This is a genomic window from Nitratidesulfovibrio vulgaris str. Hildenborough (genome assembly GCF_000195755.1).
Lineage (GTDB): Bacteria > Desulfobacterota > Desulfovibrionia > Desulfovibrionales > Desulfovibrionaceae > Nitratidesulfovibrio > Nitratidesulfovibrio vulgaris.
This window is the reverse complement of sequence record NC_002937.3, coordinates 1,937,097-1,956,376: the sequence shown is the minus strand read 5'-3', so window position 1 is coordinate 1,956,376 and position 19,280 is coordinate 1,937,097. Positions and strand designations below refer to the sequence as shown.

14 protein-coding genes are annotated in these 19,280 nt (G+C 62.7%); 10 read left to right on the top strand and 4 right to left on the bottom strand.

From position 1 onward, the window contains the following. Window positions 1–224 precede the first annotated feature (224 nt). Window positions 225–2,627, top strand: coding sequence for a methyl-accepting chemotaxis protein (locus DVU_RS08935; RefSeq protein ID WP_010939170.1), 2,403 nt, complete (start codon window positions 225–227; stop codon window positions 2,625–2,627). 226 nt (window positions 2,628–2,853) lie between these two features. On the opposite strand, the gene ybeY is transcribed toward DVU_RS08935, so the two are convergent. Genes ybeY through DVU_RS08920 form a run of 3 tightly spaced genes read right to left on the bottom strand, consistent with a single transcriptional unit; the run spans window position 2,854 to window position 6,795 of the window. Next, window positions 2,854–3,342, bottom strand: coding sequence for an rRNA maturation RNase YbeY (ybeY, locus tag DVU_RS08930; RefSeq protein ID WP_010939169.1), 489 nt, complete (start codon window positions 3,340–3,342; stop codon window positions 2,854–2,856). Next, on the bottom strand, window positions 3,339–5,822 hold the full coding sequence (locus tag DVU_RS08925; protein ID WP_014524375.1) for an HD family phosphohydrolase: 2,484 nt from the start codon (window positions 5,820–5,822) through the stop codon (window positions 3,339–3,341). The genes ybeY and DVU_RS08925 overlap by 4 nt, the downstream gene beginning before the upstream one ends. Then, a complete protein-coding gene (locus tag DVU_RS08920; RefSeq protein WP_014524376.1) occupies window positions 5,794–6,795 on the bottom strand; it encodes a PhoH family protein in 1,002 nt (333 codons plus the stop codon). Before DVU_RS08920 ends, DVU_RS08925 begins: the two co-directional genes overlap by 29 nt. A 176-nt stretch (window positions 6,796–6,971) precedes the next feature. On the opposite strand from DVU_RS08920, the gene DVU_RS08915 reads away from it, so the two are divergent. From DVU_RS08915 to DVU_RS08905, 3 genes are all read left to right on the top strand, one after another. Beyond that, window positions 6,972–7,613 (top strand): hypothetical protein, encoded by a 642-nt coding sequence (locus DVU_RS08915; RefSeq protein ID WP_010939166.1) that lies wholly within the window; start codon window positions 6,972–6,974, stop codon window positions 7,611–7,613. A gap of 370 nt (window positions 7,614–7,983) precedes the next feature. Then, window positions 7,984–9,108, top strand: a complete 1,125-nt coding sequence (locus tag DVU_RS08910) for a glycosyltransferase (protein ID WP_372341103.1) — start codon at window positions 7,984–7,986, stop codon at window positions 9,106–9,108. An 11-nt stretch (window positions 9,109–9,119) separates the two neighbouring features. Beyond that, window positions 9,120–10,142, top strand: coding sequence for a threonine aldolase family protein (locus DVU_RS08905; RefSeq protein ID WP_010939164.1), 1,023 nt, complete (start codon window positions 9,120–9,122; stop codon window positions 10,140–10,142). A gap of 198 nt (window positions 10,143–10,340) precedes the next feature. Here DVU_RS08905 and DVU_RS08900 read toward each other — a convergent pair whose 3' ends face one another. Then, window positions 10,341–11,441 carry a polysaccharide deacetylase family protein gene (locus tag DVU_RS08900; protein WP_010939163.1) on the bottom strand — a complete coding sequence of 367 codons (1,101 nt, stop codon included), beginning with the start codon at window positions 11,439–11,441 and terminating at the stop codon, window positions 10,341–10,343. 142 nt (window positions 11,442–11,583) lie between these two features. Here DVU_RS08900 and DVU_RS08895 point away from each other — a divergent pair, with 142 nt between their 5' ends. The 6 genes from DVU_RS08895 to DVU_RS08870 all read left to right on the top strand — a co-directional run bounded on the left by DVU_RS08895 (window position 11,584) and on the right by DVU_RS08870 (window position 19,277). Beyond that, window positions 11,584–12,534, top strand: a complete 951-nt coding sequence (locus DVU_RS08895; RefSeq protein ID WP_010939162.1) for a DnaJ C-terminal domain-containing protein — start codon at window positions 11,584–11,586, stop codon at window positions 12,532–12,534. 32 nt (window positions 12,535–12,566) lie between these two features. After that, window positions 12,567–12,884 carry a chaperone modulator CbpM gene (locus DVU_RS08890; protein ID WP_010939161.1) on the top strand — a complete coding sequence of 106 codons (318 nt, stop codon included), beginning with the start codon at window positions 12,567–12,569 and terminating at the stop codon, window positions 12,882–12,884. 24 nt (window positions 12,885–12,908) lie between these two features. Beyond that, window positions 12,909–15,506 carry an ATP-dependent chaperone ClpB gene (gene clpB / locus DVU_RS08885; protein ID WP_010939160.1) on the top strand — a complete coding sequence of 866 codons (2,598 nt, stop codon included), beginning with the start codon at window positions 12,909–12,911 and terminating at the stop codon, window positions 15,504–15,506. A gap of 209 nt (window positions 15,507–15,715) precedes the next feature. Next, window positions 15,716–16,303: a peptidylprolyl isomerase gene (locus tag DVU_RS08880; protein WP_014524377.1), complete on the top strand. Its 588-nt coding sequence runs from the start codon at window positions 15,716–15,718 to the stop codon at window positions 16,301–16,303. A gap of 515 nt (window positions 16,304–16,818) precedes the next feature. Next, window positions 16,819–18,225, top strand: coding sequence for an aspartate ammonia-lyase (locus DVU_RS08875; RefSeq protein WP_010939157.1), 1,407 nt, complete (start codon window positions 16,819–16,821; stop codon window positions 18,223–18,225). Between the two features lie 371 nt (window positions 18,226–18,596). Continuing rightward, window positions 18,597–19,277 carry a cyclase family protein gene (locus DVU_RS08870; RefSeq protein WP_223295155.1) on the top strand — a complete coding sequence of 227 codons (681 nt, stop codon included), beginning with the start codon at window positions 18,597–18,599 and terminating at the stop codon, window positions 19,275–19,277. Window positions 19,278–19,280 lie beyond the last annotated feature (3 nt).

Sequence of the window (19,280 nt, the reverse complement as noted above, 5' to 3'; positions counted from 1 at the left end):
CCGCTTTTGTCATGCCTCGAGGCTGACGGCGCAATGCTGCGGGTCTTCCGTGGCATGTGCCGAACGGTTTGCTGGCACCTGTCTCGGGGGGGGGGATGGTGTCGGTTGTGTGCCACGATGGTCTATGACGTAACCGTATCGACAAGATACTCACGCCTATTCGTCATGTGCCACGGTTACAGAGTGTGGGTTTTCCAACGAGAGCACTCTGTCCGGGGGGACACATGTCGCTACGCACCAGAATCCTCGCCTTCTGCATCGCCATCGGTCTTCTGCCTCTTGCACTCATGGGAGGCATCAGCCTCGACCTTGCCTCGCGTGGACTGGAGGGTGCCGCCTTTGCACGGCTGGCATCTGTCCGCGATATACAGCATACCGCCACGGAAAAGGCCGGGCGGCGCTGGCTGGCGGATGCCGCCATGTTCGGGGCCATCAAGGAGGTCTACAACGCCATCGGCATGTTACGGGACTATGCCATGACCGAGGCGCGTCCCGGGGTACGGATGCCCGTCGATACGGACGCCTACAACGAGGTCTACGGCTACGTTGCCGGGGCGTTCACACCCTTCGTCCAGCATCTCGGCTACGAGGATGCCCTTCTTGTCGATGACTACGGCCGCATCCTGTTTTCGGTGAAGCGGGGGACCGACCTTGGCGAAGACCTCAAGACAGGCGTCTTGTCAGGAACCCCGTTGGCTGAAGCGTGGCAGAAGGGACTCAAGGGCGAGGTGGTGTTCACGGATTTCTTCGCCTTCGGCCCTGCCGGAGGGCGTCTGGTCGCCTTTGTCGCCGCCCCGGTGAAAAGCTATACCGGCGATATCCTCGGAGTGGCCATGCTGCGTGTGCCGCGTGCCGCACTGAACGACCTCATGACACAGGCTTCCGGGACGCAGGCGATGGCGGGGCTTTCCTATCTTGTCGGTGCGGATGGCATCCTGCGCACGGACATGTCGTCAGCGGTCGATGGTGGCAAACCCATTTCTGCCAGTGAAGAGGCCGTGCGTGCCGCATTCGATGGAGGTGCGGGAGAGCGCGTCATCAGTACGTCAGACCGGGGTGGCATTCTCGTTGCGTTCGACCGTGTGCAGGTGGCTGGGGCCACATGGGCCCTCGTATGCGAAGTCCCGGCGGTAACGGCCCTTGCCGCTGTGAGCCGTCTGCGGAACACCGTGGGAGTACTCGGCGTTGTGACCATGTTCGTTGCCATAGGGGGGGCGCTCTTGTTCTTGCGACGGGAGTTGCTGCGTCCTCTCGCCAGCATCGAAGGCTATGTCGCTTCCGTGGCAGACGGCGACCTTTCGGGGATGTTGCGCGGGGAGTTCAGAGGCGAACTCGGTCGTCTGGCTTCAGGTGTCAATCATATGGTCGCCGAGTTGAAAGAGAAGCTCGGTTTCGCGCAAGGGGTGCTCCATAGCCTTACGGTACCGTGCGTCGTCACCGGAAGGGACAACCGGGTCACGTTCGTCAACCAGCCGTTCATCGAGCTTCTGGACTTGCAGGTGCCCCCTTCGGCACTGCTCGGGCGTTCTGCCACCGAAGTGCTCCAGGGCAAGGGGGATGGTTCCGGTTCCACCTCGCGCTGCCTTGAAACTGGCGAGTGCGTCGAGGCTATCGAACGCGAGATGCGCGATACTTCGGGGCATGTGCGTCGCGTGCGTCTGGATGCAGCCCCGCTCAACGATCTCGATGGAAGCCTCATCGGAGCCATTGCGCTCATTGCCGACCTCACGGTCATCCGCGAACAGGAAGAGCGTGTGCGAAGCCAGAACGCCATGATGCTCGAGGTGGCGGCGCAAGCCGAGCAGATTGCCACCGGTGTCGCCGACGAGACGGAGGAACTGGCACGACAGGTCGAGCATGGCGCCGACGGGGCACGTCAGCAGGTCTCATGCCTCGAGAACACGGGGGCTGCCGTAAGGCAACTTGCCGAGCTTCTTGAGGCTGCGGCACAACATGCCGACGAGGCGGTCAACAGTGCCGGAGAGGCCGGTGAGAAGGCACGACAGGGAACGGAGATCATGGAACGCTCGGCGGCAGCCATGCAGCGTATGCACGGCCTGTCCATGTCGCTCAGTTCTTCCATGCATCAACTCGGTGAACAGACAGAGTCCATCGGCTCCATTCTGGGGGTCATCAATGACATCGCCGACCAGACCAATCTGCTCGCGTTGAACGCGGCCATTGAAGCCGCACGCGCGGGCGAGAGTGGACGAGGTTTTGCGGTGGTCGCGGACGAGGTGCGCAAGCTTGCCGAACGAACCGTCGCCGCAACGGGGGAAGTGCGCAACAGCATCCGGAACATCCAGGAGACGACGCGCGAGAATCTCAAACGCACGGAAGAGGCTGTGGACGCCGTCAGGGAAGGAACGCGGCTTGTGGAGGCCTCCGGTGCGGCACTGGGTGATATCGTCTCCATCTCCATGCACATGGGAGAACAGATTCGTAGCATAGCCACCTTGTCGCAGGAACATGAAAGGGCACACGACGCCATCAACGATGCGGTCGAAGAGGTGCGCGGCATCGCCAATGCCACGGAGAGTGGCATGCGGCACTCTGGCGGCGTTGTGCGCGACCTTTCGCGCAGTTCTTCGGAATTGTTGCAACTCATCGCGAGGCTGCGAGGCTGACCAGCACGAGAAGGCGGGCAATGGTCGTCTGGCTGGAACGTATCGGTGGCAATCTCCGGAGGCGTATCGAATCAGACCATAACGCATCGGTCTGCACCGGGGTGTGCCGGGCAGGATGCTCATTTCAGGGGCTTCATGTCGGCCTTGAAGTGCCGGTCTGCATGATTCCGGGAACGGGAGTGGCGAAGGTAGGCGAGAGAAGGATGCGCTGGTGTCTGGCGTGTCGTCAACGGGCTGTGCGCGTCGCGAGGGCAGCCTCGCGGGCCGCCTCTTCGAAGGCTTCCATCTCCGCCCCGTGGTCGTATCCGGCGATATGCCCGAGTCCATGGGCCAGCAGTCGCAGACAATGCTCCTGAACGGGCTGACCGTACAGGAAGGCCTCCCGTCGCAGCGTATCCACGGAGAGAACCAGCGAACCCAGAAGCGGCAGGCTGGTGTGGGCATCCTGCCCCGTGCCGCATTCCATGCCGTCGGCAGGGTAATCCGGGGGGGCTCCATACGCCGGAAACGAGAGGATGTTGGTGGGGCCGATGCAGCCCAACTGCTCTTCGTTGATCATGGCGATGAGGGCGTCGTCTGCGATGGTCAGTTCCACCTCGAAGCCCTCCAGCCCCGTGGCGCACTGCATGGCGGCGAACACCCCTGAAATGTCGCGAAGGGCGATGGGCAGCCGCCATGCTGCCCGGCAGGGGTCGTCAACAAGAAGCCGACTCATGCCGTCCCGTCCCGCTCTCCTCGGCGTGCAGTTGCTGCGGGCAGCGCATTCTCTGAACCAGCGGCGGCGGACTCCACGTCGTTGTCCACCTCGGTGTCCGGGGCGGGGTTTCCGCTGTCAGTCTTACCCTCGGTACGTGGCTGCCCGGAGATGGTGGCATTGCCCTTGCCGTTGCCGTTCTTGCCGCCGGTCTGTCTGGAGAGTTCTGTAGTCTGCACGGATGCCGTCTCCGCACTGTCCGACTGCGAAGGCTGCTCCTGCACGGCAGGCGCCTTATCGTTCTGCTCGTTTCTGGGCTTCTTGTCCTTGTTCGCATCCGGGTATTCGATGCGTTGATGGAAGATGCCGGTGAGGATGCGGTGGAAGCTCTGCGAGAGCTTATGCAGGTCCTTGAACGTGAGTTCGGATTCGTCGAGTTGCCCCTCGGCGAAGATGCCCTTCACGATGGTGTCGATGTGCCCCTTGATGCGCGCGGGCGTAGGGTCGACAAGCGTACGGCTTGACGCCTCGACAGCGTCGGCGAGCATGACGATGGCGGCTTCACGGCTCTGGGGACGCGGACCGGGGTAGCTGTAGTCCTCTTCACGCGGCTTTTCGCCAAGGTCGACAGCCTTCTGGAAGAAGTAGCGGATGACGCGGGTTCCGTGATGCTGCCGCAGGATATCCACGATTTCCTGCCCCAGTCTGTGCTTCTCCGCCAGTTCCACGCCCTTCTTCACATGCGAGGTGATGATGAGCGCACTCATGGAGGGAGCCAGTTTGTCGTGCTTGTTGCGACTGCCGAACTGGTTCTCGATGAAGTACTCTGGCTTCGAGAGTTTGCCGATGTCGTGGTAGAGGGCTGCCACCTTGCACAGCAGGCTGTTGGCACCGATGTTCTTGGCCCCGGCTTCGACCATGTTGGCGACGATGAGGGAGTGGTGGTACGTGCCCGGTACCGTCACCATGAGGTCTTGTAGCAGCGGCTGTTCAAGGCTCATGAGTTCCATGAGGCGGAAACGCGTGGTGTAGCGGAACGCCATTTCGAGGAAGGGGCTCAGGGCAAAGAGCAGCAGCATCGAAATCATGGCGTTGGCCCCGACCAGCAGCAGGGTGTGCACAAGTGGCGTACCGCGCAATCCTTCAAGCAGCGCCGATGCAAGGCCGCATACCAGCAGTCCCCCCAGAAGCGGGAAGAAGCTCCACACCACATCCTGCCGGGTCTGGGCCCTTGTGACCAGCCATGTGTTGAGCATGGCTCCCACGAAGAAGAACAGGAAGAGCGGCAAGCCCCCCTGTAGCAGGACGGTGCAGAAGAAGGCCAGCAGAAGTCCTGTCACGCAGTAGCGGCGGGCGGAGAATATGAGTGCCGAAAGGCCTGCGGCCCCGGCCACTGGAAAGCAGTAGGCAAGCCGTTCGGTGGCGATGCCGTCGGTGATGCCCGGGGCAAGCTGGTTGAGCCCCTTGGCTGCGAGGGCGAAGCCCAGCAGCAGGAGGGAGATGAAGAGCAGGTCCTTGCGTTGCAGCGGGCGGCCCGGTCTGCCGCTGGGGGCGAAGAAGAGGCCGAAGGCGAGAATGGCCGCTGAAACCGCCGTGCCGACGACGGTGAGCGAATGCAGCCGCTTGCTGCGAACGCTGTAGAGACTCTGGATTTTCAGTTGCTGTTCACGTCCGACACGTTCGCCCTGCCGGACGATGACCTCTCCCCGTTGAAGCCTGTACAGCACAGGCTCTATGGCGTCCGTGACCTCGGCTGAACGGGCTGCGGTCGCCTCGCGGTTGAGGGTGAGCGTGGGCACCAGCAGAGGCTCGATGAGCGACAGGATGGCCCTGCGGGTGGCGAGTTGCAATTGTCCGTCGTTCTTGAGTGTCTGCGTCAATTCGGAGGTGACGGTGCGTATGTCGGGGATGGCATGCAGGTTGGTGCGTAGCGTTTCGGTTCCGGTGGTCAGGTCGCGTACGAGGATGCCTCCCTTGAACTGAAGCAGGATGCGCATGTCGGAGGATACGCCGTCGGACAGCCGGGCTTCGGTCCATGGCAGGACATTGGTGGTGACATACGACTGGAACGATTCGCTCGACCAGACCGTGAGCGTACGCATGGAAATATCGGTGCCCAACTGGTCGGAGAGGGCTAGACGCAACGGTTCGAGGTCGCCGATTTCGGCGTTGTTGAGCGACTGGAACACTTCGTGAACCCTTTCGCGCAGGTGCAGAAGGGGTTCGGTGCTCAACTCGAAGACGGCCGGTTGCAGCATTCCGGCCTGTTCACGGCGGGCCCGTGTCGCCTGCTGGTCTTCGACAAGCAGGTCGCGGTCGGCCACGATGTCATGAGGAGCAATCTCTCCGGCGACGAGAACGCGTGCAGGAGCCTTCATGTCGCTCCCTGCAAGGAACGAGAGCGCGATGATGACACAGGCGAGGGCGACGAGGCCGCCGGCGTCGGTCACGAGCGCGAGTCGACGCAGCAGGTTACGTATGGTTGTTTTTGACGGATTCATGTCTTTCATAGGCCTGTACGATGCGTCCGACCAGTGGATGCCTTATGACGTCGGCTTCATGGAAGCGGATGATGCGTATGCCCTTGACGCCGTCGAGGATGCGCATGGCCTGTACGAGGCCTGACCGGGAGAGGGCATCGCCCCTTCCGGATGTGGGCAGGTCTATCTGGGTTACATCGCCCGTGATGACGGCGCGCGACCCGAAACCCAGCCGGGTGAGGAACATCTTCATCTGTTCGGGGGTCGTGTTCTGTGCTTCGTCAAGGATGATGAACGCATCGTTCAGGGTGCGTCCGCGCATGAAGGCCAGAGGCGCAATCTCGATGACCCCTGTCTCGAGCATGTCCGTAACCTTCTGGAAGTCGAGCATGTCGTGCAGGGCGTCGTAGAGTGGGCGCAGGTAGGGGTTGACCTTTTCGACGAGGTCGCCGGGCAGGAAGCCCAGCTTCTCGCCCGCTTCGACGGCGGGGCGGGTGAGTATGATGCGCTTGACGCGGCGGGCTTGCAGCAATGCAAGGGCCGTCGCCACGGCGAGGTAGGTTTTTCCCGTGCCCGCAGGGCCCACGGCGAACACCATGTCGTTGTCACGCAAGGCGTCTACATAGTCTCGCTGCGAGAGCGTCTTGGCCGTCACCGTCTTGCGCGGAGAGACGACGAACACGGCTTCACGAAAGACCTTGCGCAACTCCGTTGCGGGTTCGCGTTCGAGCATGGAGTAGGCATGGGTCACATCACGGGCATAGAGAGGGTGCCCTGCCTTGAGCAGGCCGTAGAGTTGCGTGAGAAGCCTCAGCACGGTCTCCACGGCAATGGCATTCTCACCGCTGACAGTGACGGCGTTGCCGCATGTATCTATGGACGTGCCGGAACGTTCGGCAATGATGTCGAGATTGCCGTTCTGTGCGCCGAAGAGTTGATTGGCCAGTCCGGCGTCGTCGAAGGAGAGTGTTTCGACCGTTTGTGTCTGTGTCATGCCTTGCTTTGGCAAAAGGATACAACCTAGGCGACCCTGTGGTCACCAGCCCCCGTAATGCCTCGATAGCCCTTTTTGCCGGGAGCGTCCAAGCTTTTTCTTTGCTGTATTGGCATGATTCATGCTTGGAAGTCGGCACTGACATGAGGCGGCAACCACTGCCGCCGGGAGGCACGATGCGTACGACGGGAATAGGCAGCTACACGATGGCTTACGGTAATGGTATCGACTTCGCCAATCTCAAGCAGTCGAACACGAAGGATGCCACTGCTTCGGACAAGACGTCCGGCACATCAGGCGGAAAGACCTCGGCCACCGGGGCGTATGCAGGGGCCACAAGCGGGACGCTTGCGCTTCAGTTGCGTTCGCTGTTCGAAGGCATGAAACTCTCGGGCGGCAGTCAGGTTTCGTTCGCCTCATTGCAGAAGTATCGTGAAGGGCTTGAAGCCTCGTTCTCGGAAACGGTCCGTAAGGACTTGCTGGCCCTCGGTGTCGACAAGGACATCGAATTCCGCCTTGCGTCCGACGGTCAGGGGGGTGTCTCTGTCGTCAGCAACCATGCAGACAAGGCCAAGGTCGAGAAGTATTTCAAGGACAATCCCGACATGGTCGCCAAGTTCAATGACATTCAGGCCCTTACCGGGCTTGATCAGGCACGCAAGGCACAGCAGATTTCTCCTGCCGCCCTGCGAACCCGCATTCAGATGGAGAGCATGGCACTCTGGTTCGACTCCACATCCAACGGAGGCGGTTCGTCCATTCTCGATTTCAACATGCAGGCATCCAACTTCCTTGCAAGCATCAACCGGCGGGTCTAGCCTTACACGCCAGTTGCACCGATTACGCCAGTTGCGCAGTTGCCATAGTTGCGTCGGCTGACACAGTTGCACCTGTTGCGACGCTTGCCCGCATTCATGTGTGCCGCCCTGATGCCTCCGTCACCCTGTCACTTCCTCCTGTCATCCGCCGTCCAGCCATCTGGCCGGTAGGATGCATCGTCAATACTCTGTCGTCCTGAGGGCAGGGGCGCCAGACGGCCTCCGTCCGTTGGCGTTCCATACTGACCGGCGGGAGGGCATGGAACGTTGGCAGTAATCGCAGCCCGCTCTTGTCATCCGTGGTCGATGCTGGCATGACTCCCGCGTGAACGTTCGCCATCCCGTCCCTTCCGCCCCGGCAGCCGGGGGTTTGCGTACCATTCAGGTCGTCAACGTGCGCTGGTTCAATGCCACCGCATGGTACGGCATTGAACTGGCGCGTCTGCTGCGCGCTTCCGGGCATGAGACGCTCGTCATAGGTCTTGCGGGCACAGCTTCGTTCGAGAAGGCCGTGTCTCTGGGGCTAGACCCTGTCCCTCTGCCACTCAACACGGGCAATCCTCTGCACTGGCCCGGTCTCTACGTCTCCATGCGTCGGCTGGTGCAGGCGTTCCGGCCCCATGTGGTCAACTGTCACAGGGGCGAAGGGGTGCCTCTCTGGGCCGTGCTGCGGCGGGAGGCAGGGTTCGCCCTTGTCCGTACACGCGGCGACCAGCGCCTGCCCAAGGGCAATCTGCCCAACAGACTGCTGCACTCCCGCGTGGTCGACGCCGTCATTGCCACCAATTCCGTCATGGCGCGCCATATGGCTGATAACATGGGGGTCGCTTCCGACCGGGTGCATACCATCATCGGTGGTGTGGATGCGGACAGGTTCCGCTTCGACCCCGCAGGGCGCGTTGCTGTCAGACAGGGATACGGATGGGGTGATGATGCCTTCGTGATAGGGCTGCTTGGGCGCTTCGACAGGGTGAAGGCGCAGAAGGAGACCATAGAGGCCGTGGCACGTCTCCGTTCACAGGGGTATCACAACCTGCGGCTCATGCTGGCAGGTTTCGAGACCGCCACCACGCAGGCCGAGGTCGAAGGGTGGATACGCGACGCGGGGGTCGGTGACATCACCGCCATCACCGGGCGACACCCTGATGTGGTCGGCTGCATCTCCGCCATGGATGCGGGGGTGGTGCCCTCGCTGTGGTCGGAGGCCATCGCCCGCGCCGCACTGGAGATTATGGCCTGTGGCGTACCGCTGGTGTCGAGTACCGTGGGCGTCATGCCCGACCTGCTTCCCGGCGATGCCATGTGTCCGCCCGGTGACGTACAGGCATTGGCAGCCTTGCTTGCCCGCGTGCACGACGACGCATCATGGCGCGAGGGGCTTCGCGCAGCCTGTGTGCGTCGCATGGCTTCATTGCGAAGCGAAGATTTCAGGGACGCGACGTTACGCGTCTACAACGAGGCACTCTCACGGCGGCAATGCCCGCCGCGCGTATGAGGAGGAACAGGATGCTCAAGAGTTTCGCCAGCGACAACACAGCAGGGGTGCATCCGCGCATCCTCGCCGCCATGGCCTCCGCCAACGAAGGCCACGCCAAGGCCTACGGCATGGACCCGTGGACAAGTGAGGCTGCGGATGTCTTCCGCGGACACTTCGGTGATGACATCGACCTGTATTTCGTCTTTCTGGGCACCGCTGCGAACGTGCTGGGACTCAAATCCGTCACGCGCCCCTGGCATTCGGTGGTCTGCGCCGATGTGGCCCATATCAATGTCGATGAATGCGGCGCGCCGGAGTCGGTGACCGGGTCGAAGTTGCAGGTCATCCCGTCGCACGACGGTCGCATCCGGGTCATGGACATCGTGCCCCTCATGCACTCGCTGGGTAATTTCCACCACAGCCAGCCCCGTGTCATCTCCATCACCCAGACGACTGAACTCGGCACGGTGTACTCGCCGGCGCAGATACGCGCGCTGGCCGATTTCGCCCACGCCAACGGCATGCTGCTGCACATGGATGGTGCACGGCTGTGCAACGCGGCGGCGGCACTCGATACCGGGCTGGCGGCCCTCACCCGTGACACGGGGGTCGATGTGCTCTCGTTCGGCGGCACCAAGAACGGCATGATGTTCGGTGAAGCCGTCATCTTCTTCAATCGTGAACTGGCAAGCGAATTCAAGTTCATCCGCAAGCAGGGGATGCAACTGGTCTCGAAGATGCGCTTCATCGCGGCGCAGTTCATCGAACTTCTGCGTGATGGTCTGTGGCTTGAGAACGCCCGTAACGCCAACAGCATGGCACGGCTCATGGCTGAAAGCCTGCGCGGTCTGCCCCATGTGACCATCACCCGGCCCGTTGAGGCAAACGCCGTGTTCGCCCGGCTTTCGCCGGAACATATCGCGGCACTGCAGAAGGACTTCTATTTCTATGAGTGGGACCCGGTGCTGCACGAGGTGCGCTGGATGACCAGCTTCGACTCCACCGAGGAACAGGTCATGGAGTTCGTGCACGCCATCAAACGGCTGGCATAGCAGCCTCACGTGATGACAACAGGCCGGGAGCAGAGCTTCCGGCCTGTTTCTTTTGCGCTCAGGTCACCGGGATGGTCGGGGCGGACGCGGCACCTCTGGTCATCCCGGGCGTCTGTGCGTTTCCGTGCATACGGCGCCCGGCCTAGCGTCGCCCGGCTTGGCGTTGTCTGGCGGGTGTCGTTCACGTGCCCTGCGCGGTCACAGGCGCATCCTCGCATACAGGTTCGCAAGCAGCGGGCGGGAATAGACATGCAGACGAAGGCGAAGCCAAGACCACGGTTTCGCCTTGGCCTTGAACCGGTGCACGGCAAGCGGTGCTGATGGCGGGTTGGACCCCATGAGCGTGGTCAGGAAGACCCTGAAGCCAAGCTCACGCCCTATGGCGAGGGCCTCGTCGCAGAAGGCCCCCCAAGGCCAGCAGAAGGTGGTGACGGGATGCCCCAGTTCGTTCTCGAGAAGCTGCTTGCAGTCACGCATCTCGCGGTACATGCGTTCTGTCCGTTCCGCGTCGGTCTCGAACCTGCCGAGACCGTCCGCGCCGAATGCCTCCACCGTATGCATCAGGCGCTCTGTCGCGGCGGTGTCGGAGAAAAAGGCGTAGGCTCCGTCCTTGTCCTGCGGTACGGTCTCGCGGATGGCGTGCAGAAGTTCGGCCGAAGGCAGGAAGGCGCGTTCGCGCAGTGCCGGACCCACCTTGAAGCGCGGCAGCCCCCACGGCACGTCGCCCTCCACGCGGTCGAAGGTGCGCCCCCGGCGTTGCGGGGCGTAGAAGCCCTCATACGAAGCCGAGGTGAAGACGCTGCGATGCCACATGGAGTGGGCCGCCACCGCGAGGGTGCCTGTCGATTCGGCATGACGGGCCTCGTCCCAGTTGAGGAACAGGTCGTGCCGTTCATCGAAGCCAAGCCTGTGCTTCACGAAGGGGGCGTCCACACGGGGCAACCCCTCGGCGGGGATGCGCCCCGACCATACGTCGGCGAGGGTGGGGCGCAGCCCGGCTGCGGTTTCGAGTTTGCCCGCCGTGGCGAACACCGTGCCGCAGTGCCCGTACTTTTCGAGAATGGGCAGGGCGTGGACGTAGTTGTCGAGAAAGCCGTCGTCGAAGGTGATGAGCACGGAACGTTCGGGCAGTGGCGTGCCCTCGGCAAGGAACGCTTCAGCCTCGGCAAGGCTCACGCCGCGCCAGCCCTCGGCGGCCATGCCCCGGCAATGGTCTTCGAACTGGTCGGGGTGTACGGCGATGGAATCGTGGACGCGGCTGATGTAGTGGTACATGAGTACCGGAAGGCTGCGGAGCATGTTGCATATCCTGACGGGGCGGCGCGGGATGAATGCATCCCGATGCGTACCCCTTTCTTGACTGCCGGTTAGGGCGGCTTATCTAAAAGGACGAAATCGACGAGTGCAGAAACTGGCACCGTCAACAGGAGAGCTATACGAGATGGGTGTCGAGTTCAAGGACTACTACAAGCTGCTGGGCGTGAGCCGCACCGCCTCACGGGATGAGATTGCCAAGGCCTACAAGAAGCTGGCCCGCAAGTACCATCCCGACCTCAATCCGGGAGACAAGAAGGCCGAGGAGAGCTTCAAGGAGATCAACGAGGCCTACGAAGTGCTCAAGGACGACGAGAAGCGCAAGCTCTACGATCAACTCGGGCCCAACTGGCAGCACGGACAGAACTTTCAGGGGGCACCGGACTTCGAGAACGTCCGCTTCGACTTCGGCGGCGGGCAGGGCTTCGGCGGGGCGGGCTTCAGCGACTTCTTCGAGACGCTCTTCGGTGGCGCAGGCGCTGGCAGGCGGGGTGGGGGAGGCTTCGGCCCAGACCCCTTCGGCGGTTTCTCCGGGCGTCAGCGCAAGGGGCGTGACGTGGAGGCCGAGATAGCCCTGACCCTCGAAGAGGTGCACGGGGGTGGAAGGCGCGCCATCACCCTGCAAGGGCAGACCGGGCCGCGTACGCTCGAGGTGAACATCCCCGCAGGCGTTCGCGATGGCGCCCGGATACGCCTTGCCGGACAGGGCGACCCGGGCATGGGTGGAGCCCCTGCGGGCGACCTGTACCTCAAGGTGCGCCTCGCGCAGCATCCGCTTTTCGCCGTCGAGGAGTCGAACCTCGTCTACGACTTGCCCCTCGCACCATGGGAGGCGACACTGGGAACCACGGTGCGCGTGCCCACGCTGGATGGCGAGGTGGACATCGCCGTGCCTCCCGGCACCGGCAGCGGCCGCAAGCTGCGGCTCAAGGGGCGCGGTCTTGGCCCGGTGGGCAAGCGTGGCGATCAATTCGTGCGCATCGTGGTGCGCGTGCCCGACACGCTGACGCCGCGAGAGCGTGAACTCTGGGAAACCCTGGCCCGCGAATCGTCGTTCCGGGCGCGTGAAGGGCGGTAACGCCTCAACTCCGGCCCGACGAGGAGAACAACATGGAAGGTAAGCACAGCGTAGCCGGTCTGCCCATCCGTTCGGAACTGATCGCAAGGGCCGAGTTTCTGGAACTTGCGGCCATTCTTCCAGCCCGTCTCAACGAGCTCATAGAACTCGGGTGGATAGAGCCGGTGATGACACCGGTAGAGGCCATGCTCTTCAGGCAGATCGACGTCTATCGCATTCGCAAGCTCGAACGCATCTGCGCTGATTTCGAGTTGCCGAGCGTCGGCGGCATCATCATCGTCGACCTGCTCGACCGCATAGACACCCTCAACAGCAGAATTCGCGAACTCGAGGTCTCGATCCGCAGGTAGCGGACGTACAAGGAGGAACGCGCCATGGATATCGGAAAGTTCACCGAGAAGTCACAGCAGGCACTGGCAGAGGCCCAGAACATCGCCGTCCGCTTCGGTCATCAGGAAGTGGATGCCGAACACCTTGCCGACGCCCTCGTCAGGCAGGAGCAGGGGCTTGTGCCCAGATTGCTCGACCGCATGGGGCAGAAGCCCGAAGCCTTTGCCGAGGCGCTCGAGCGCGAACTCGGCAAGCGTCCCGCCGTCAGCGGGCCGGGGGCGGCACCGGGGCAGATATTCGTCTCGAAGCGACTCAACGCCGTACTGGTGAAGGCGCAGGACTTCGCGCGGCAGCTGAAGGACGAATATGTCAGCGTAGAGCATATCTTCTGTGTGCTTCTCGAAGAACCCGCTTCCACCATCATGGGGCGCATCGCCCGCGAGTTCTCGCTCAGCCGCGAGAAGGTGCTCGGTGTGCTGGAGGATGTGCGCGGTTCGCAGCGCGTCACGTCCGCCAACCCTGAAGACACCTACGAGGCGCTTCAGAAGTATGGTCGCGACCTCGTGGAGGAGGCGCGCAAGGGCAAACTCGACCCCGTCATCGGGCGTGACGCCGAGATTCGCCGGGTCATCCGCATCCTTTCAAGGCGCACCAAGAACAACCCCGTGCTCATCGGCGAGGCTGGCGTGGGCAAGACGGCCATCGTCGAAGGTCTGGCCCACCGCATCCTCAAGGGCGACGTGCCCGAAGGCCTGAAGGAGCGTGGCCTGTTCGCGCTGGACATGGGGGCACTCATCGCCGGGGCCAAGTACCGCGGCGAATTCGAGGAACGCCTCAAGGCGGTGCTCAAGGAGGTCGAGAAGTCCGAGGGCCGCATCATCATGTTCATCGACGAGTTGCACACCATCGTCGGTGCGGGCAAGACCGACGGCGCCATGGATGCCAGCAACCTGCTCAAGCCCATGCTGGCGCGGGGCGAGTTGCATTGCATCGGCGCGACCACCCTCGACGAATACCGCAAGTACATCGAGAAGGACCCGGCCCTTGAACGGCGCTTCCAGCCTGTGCTCGTCGACGAGCCGACCATAGAGGACGCCATCTCCATCCTGCGTGGCCTGAAGGAGCGTTTCGAGGTGCACCACGGCGTGCGCATCAGCGACTCGGCCATCGTCGAAGCGGTGACGCTCTCGCATCGGTACATCACCGACAGGCAACTGCCGGACAAGGCCATCGACCTCATCGACGAGGCTGCCGCCCTCATCCGTACCGAGATAGATTCGCTGCCCGCCGACCTTGACGAGGCCAACCGCAAGATCATGCAGCTTGAGATCGAGCGTGAAGCCTTGCGGCGCGAGACTGATGTCGCCTCTCGAGAACGCCTGGAACGGCTGGAGAACGAACTCGCCGACCTGCGGGCAGAGCAGACGGCCCTGCTTTCGCAATGGGAGCGCGAGAAGGGTTCCATCGACCACGTGCGGAGCATCAAGGAGGATATCGAGCGCACCCGTCACGCCATCGAGGAGGCCGAGCGCGCCTACGACCTCAACCGGGCGGCGGAGTTGAAGTATTCGCGCCTGCTCGAACTCGAGCGGCAACTCGAATCCGCCGAGAAGGGCGGGCATGACGAGACGCGGCTGCTCAAGGAGGAGGTGCGTCCCGACGACATCGCCGAAATCGTCGCGCGGTGGACGGGTATCCCGGTGACACGCCTGCTCGAATCGGAGCGCGAGAAGCTGTTGCGCCTAGCCGATGTGCTGCATGAGCGCGTGGTCGGGCAGGAAGAGGCCGTAGACGCCGTATCCGAAGCTGTGCTTCGTGCACGTGCCGGGCTCTCAGACCCTTCGCGGCCCATCGGTTCGTTCATTTTCCTTGGCCCCACGGGCGTCGGCAAGACTGAGCTTTGCAAGACCCTGGCGGAGGCCCTGTTCGATACCGAAGAGAACATCGTTCGCCTCGACATGAGCGAGTACATGGAGAAGCACGCGGTGGCGCGGCTCATCGGAGCCCCTCCCGGCTATGTGGGCTACGACGAGGGCGGGCAACTCACCGAGGCGGTGCGGCGCAAGCCCTACAGCGTGGTGCTGTTCGACGAGGTAGAGAAGGCCCACCCTGATGTGTTCAACACCCTTCTCCAGATACTGGACGACGGGCGGCTGACAGACAGCCACGGGCGGACAGTGGACTTTCGCAACACCATCATCATCATGACCTCGAACATCGGCTCACCCTACATGCTGGACGGCATCAGCGAAGGGGGCGAGTTCCTTTCCGGCGTTCGTGAGAAGGTGATGGAGGAGTTGCGCAGGCACTTCCGGCCCGAGTTCCTGAACCGCGTGGATGAGACCGTGCTCTTCAAGCCGTTGCTGCCCGCCCAGATAGCCCGCATCGTCGAGCTTCTTCTTGGCAGGTTGCGCGGGCGCCTTGCCGAGCGCAAGATCGACATCCGTCTCGGTGATGTGGCGCGCGACTTCATCGCCAAGGCCGCCTACGACCCCGTGTACGGTGCCCGGCCGTTGCGGCGCTACCTGCAACACAACATCGAAACTCCCCTTGCCCGCAAGCTCATCGCCGGTGAATTGCGCGATGGCACGACGGTGGAAGTGGACGTGGTCGATGATGCCCTGTCGTTCCGAATCGAATAAGACTCTCTGCCCGCTGCCGACCACGACTGCTTGAGGTCGTGGTCGGTAGCGGCATGACTCTGTGGTGCTGCTCCTGTTCTGCGGGGTCGCTCTGCAGCTGATGGTAGTGCCATGCGTGTCGGGCGTGTGCGTCAGTGTTTGCCCTTGAGCAACGCTTCTGGTAGAACCCCGCACGGCAACGCATCAACCTCAACGAAGTGAGCAGTGCCATGCGTGACATTCTCATGATCATCGCACTGGTCGCGGGCATTCTCTGTGTTTCACCGCAGGGGTATGCCGCACCGGTCAATGGAGGCCATACAATGATCAAGCTCGAAACCAGCATGGGTGACATCGTCATCGAACTCGACGATGAAAAGGCTCCCAAGACCGCCGCTAACTTCCGCCAGTACGTGGAAGAAGGTCACTATGACGGCACCATCTTCCATCGCGTCATGGATGGCTTCATGATTCAGGGTGGTGGCTACGACGCCAACATGGTCGAGAAGAAGACCCGCGCCCCTATCGAAAACGAGGCGTCCAACGGTCTTGGCAACAAGAAGTACACGCTGGCCATGGCGCGCACCAACGACCCTCATTCCGCCACGGCCCAGTTCTTCATCAACGTGAAGGACAACGACTTCCTCAACTTCCGTGCACCTGCGGGGCAGGGTTGGGGCTACGCCGTCTTCGGGCGTGTGGTTGAAGGCACTGACGTTGTCGACAAGATCAAGGGCGTTCCCACTGGCAGCTATGGCTTCCATGAGAATGTTCCGCGTACTCCTGTGGTCATCACCAAGGCTACCGTACTGAAATAGCCCTGCAGGTTTGTCATGAGACGCCCCGCCCCGGAAACGGTGCGGGGCGTCTCATGTTGCAGACTGTGGTCTGCAACCCGGCAAAGGGAGCAGGCGCGGGTTCCCCGCGCCGTGAGCGACCGCGTGCCGTGCCTTTCCACCCGGCGGCCTGTCCGCCGCAGGTGGCGCAACCCCGAACGGGGTTGTCGTGCGCCTGTCGCGCCCCGCCCCGGAAACGGTGCGGGGCGTCTCATGTTGCAGACTGTGGTCTGCAACCCGGCAAAGGGAGCAGGCACGGGTTCCCCGCGCCTTTCCACCCGGCGGCCAGGCCGCCGCAGGTGGCGCAACCCCGAACGGGGTTGTCGTGTGCCTGTCGCGCCCCGCCCCGGAAACGGTGCGGGGCGTTCCTGTTTTGATGCGCATGGTTGCACTCTTGATGACCTCGTGCGAGGCTGTTGCTGAACACGCAAGAACAAGCGTGTCTTGTCACAACCGCGGAGCTTCATACGGAATATCGGAAGCATACGGAGCGCGAGATGGAATACAGGACAGAACGTGACAGCCTCGGAGAAAAACGGGTTCCTGCCGGTGTCTACTACGGCGTGCAGACATTGCGTGCCTTGGAGAATTTCCAGATAACGGCCATGCCGGTGGCGACGTTTCCGCGGTTCATACAGGCACTCGCCGCCGTCAAGAAGGCTGCGGCCCTCGCCAACATGGAACTCGGTCTGCTTGATGCGGGCGTCGGTGAAGCCATCGTCAATGCCTGCCGCGACGTGCGCGCGGGCAGGTTCGACGACCAGTTTCCCGTGGATGTCATCCAGGGCGGGGCGGGAACCTCGGTGAACATGAACGCCAACGAGGTCATCGCCAACCGGGCGCTGGAACTCCTGGGGCACCCGAAAGGGCGCTATGAGGTCATAAGCCCTCTCAATCACGTGAACCTCTCGCAGTCGACCAACGATGTCTATCCGACGGCGCTACGCATCGCCCTCGTCTGGTATGCACGCGAGTTGTCAACGGCGCTGCGCGACCTGCGGGCCGCCTTCGACGCGAAAGGTGACGAGTTTGCCGGGGTCATCAAGATGGCGCGCACCCAGTTGCAGGACGCGGTCCCCATCACGCTGGGTGCCGAATTCGCGGCATGGGGCGTCACCATCGGCGAGGACATCGACAGGCTTGATGACGCTGCGCGTCTGCTGTGCGAGGTGAACATAGGTGCCACGGCCGTCGGCACCGGCATCAACAGTGTGCCGGGATATGCCTCGCTGGTACGTGAACGTCTCGCGGATATATGCGGTCTGCCTCTGGTCACCGCCGCCAACCTCGTGGAGGCGACCAGTGACGCAGGTGCCTATGTCATGCTGTCCGGTCTGCTCAAACGCGTGGCCGTGAAGCTGTCGAAGATATGCAACGACCTGCGGCTGCTTGCTTCCGGGCCGTTCACCGGTCTGCATGAAATCAACCTGCCACCCATGCAGCCGGGGTCGAGCATCATGCCGGGCAAGGTCAACCCCGTCATTCCCGAAGTGGTCAATCAGGTCTGCTATCAGGTGATCGGCAACGACCTCACGGTGACCTTCGCCGCCGAGGGGGGGCAGCTTGAACTCAATGTCTTTCTGCCTGTCATCGCCCTCAACCTCTTCCAGTCGTTGCAGATGCTCACGAAGGCGTCGCGCACCCTGCGCGAGCGGTGTGTTGTCGGCATCACCGCCAACCCCGAACGGTGCCTCGAGCTTGTGCGGCATTCTCTCGGGGTCGTCACGGCGCTTGCTCCGGTGATAGGCTATGAGACCGCCGCCCGACTGGCCAAGGAGGCGCAGGAGAGCGGGCGTTCCGTGCCCGAGGTGCTGCAGGCCGAGGGCATCATGACGCCGGAGGAGTTCGAAGAGCTTCTGGACCCTGCCAAGATGCTCTCCCCACGCGATGTTCGCCGGAGGTGACAGTGTATAAGCCATCAAAGGCACCGGACGCGGCTGCCGCTGTACAGGCTGGTCATGGAACGGTCCGTTCTGCAGAGGAATCGTCGGCAACCGGCGCCCTTCATGCTGCAGGGGGCGAAGCTGGTCATGGACGTGGTTCTGAAAGTGTAGCGGGCGGACGTGTCATGGCCTTCCCTGAGGAATGCGCAGACGCTGAGACTCTGGTCGCCTCGAAAGCCAGCCCGGCCCTTCAGGGCAGTGCAGAACGCGTTGATTTGAAGTGTGATGTTGCGCCTGATGCCTCCGTCGCTTGTCCCGTTGAGCGCAGGCCTGCCGAGAATACGGGGCGGCGTGCGTGTGACAGGGCCGGATGGGCTAGGTGGCGGCGTGTCATCGACGCGACGCAGCCCATAACCCCTGCCATGCCACTCTGGCCCGACGATCCTTCCATGGTGGCAGAGACAGTGGCCACGTTCTCTACCGAAGGGTACAGGTTGCGGGCCTTTCGCATGGGTGAGCACAGCGGAACCCACGTCAACGCGCCCTCATCCTTCCTGCCCGATGGCGTGTCACTGGAGGATGCGGCATCATGGCCGCTGGTGGCACCGCTTGTCATTATCGACTTGCGCAAGCGCGCGGGGCTGGATAGCGGGTGCACTTGCGGCATGGATGACCTTGAAGCGTGGGAAAACCGTTTCGGGCGTATTCCACGGGGCGCCTTCGTGGCCTGCAATACGGGCTGGCATCGCCACTGGGATGACCCGCGAGCCTACTTCGGCAGGACGGGCGACTCGGATGCGATACGCTTTCCTTCGTTCGCACCCGGTGCTGTGCAGTGGTTGTGCGCCGAGCGTCATGTCGGTGGCATCGGTATCGACACGCACGGGGTGGATGCTCCCGACGATGCGTCGTTCTCGTGCAACAGGACGGCGCTCTCTCGGGGGTGTGCCGTCGTGGAATGTCTGGGGTCGCTCGATGCCGCGCCGCTTTCTGGGGCGTTGATCATCGTGGCACCGCTTCCTCTTGTCGGGGGTACCGGGGCACCCGCCACCGTCACAGTGCTTGTGCCGTAGTCC

Excerpts from the sequence above, each read along its gene's own strand:
- DVU_RS08935 (WP_010939170.1), top strand. The coding sequence starts at position 225 with ATGTCGCTACGCACCAGAATCCTCGCCTTCTGCATCGCCATCGGTCTT.
- ybeY (WP_010939169.1), bottom strand. The coding sequence starts at position 3,342 with ATGAGTCGGCTTCTTGTTGACGACCCCTGCCGGGCAGCATGGCGGCTG.
- DVU_RS08925 (WP_014524375.1), bottom strand. The coding sequence starts at position 5,822 with ATGAATCCGTCAAAAACAACCATACGTAACCTGCTGCGTCGACTCGCG.
- DVU_RS08920 (WP_014524376.1), bottom strand. The coding sequence starts at position 6,795 with ATGACACAGACACAAACGGTCGAAACACTCTCCTTCGACGACGCCGGA.
- DVU_RS08915 (WP_010939166.1), top strand. The coding sequence starts at position 6,972 with ATGCGTACGACGGGAATAGGCAGCTACACGATGGCTTACGGTAATGGT.
- DVU_RS08905 (WP_010939164.1), top strand. The coding sequence starts at position 9,120 with ATGCTCAAGAGTTTCGCCAGCGACAACACAGCAGGGGTGCATCCGCGC.
- DVU_RS08900 (WP_010939163.1), bottom strand. The coding sequence starts at position 11,441 with ATGCTCCGCAGCCTTCCGGTACTCATGTACCACTACATCAGCCGCGTC.
- DVU_RS08895 (WP_010939162.1), top strand. The coding sequence starts at position 11,584 with ATGGGTGTCGAGTTCAAGGACTACTACAAGCTGCTGGGCGTGAGCCGC.
- DVU_RS08890 (WP_010939161.1), top strand. The coding sequence starts at position 12,567 with ATGGAAGGTAAGCACAGCGTAGCCGGTCTGCCCATCCGTTCGGAACTG.
- clpB (WP_010939160.1), top strand. The coding sequence starts at position 12,909 with ATGGATATCGGAAAGTTCACCGAGAAGTCACAGCAGGCACTGGCAGAG.
- DVU_RS08880 (WP_014524377.1), top strand. The coding sequence starts at position 15,716 with ATGCGTGACATTCTCATGATCATCGCACTGGTCGCGGGCATTCTCTGT.
- DVU_RS08875 (WP_010939157.1), top strand. The coding sequence starts at position 16,819 with ATGGAATACAGGACAGAACGTGACAGCCTCGGAGAAAAACGGGTTCCT.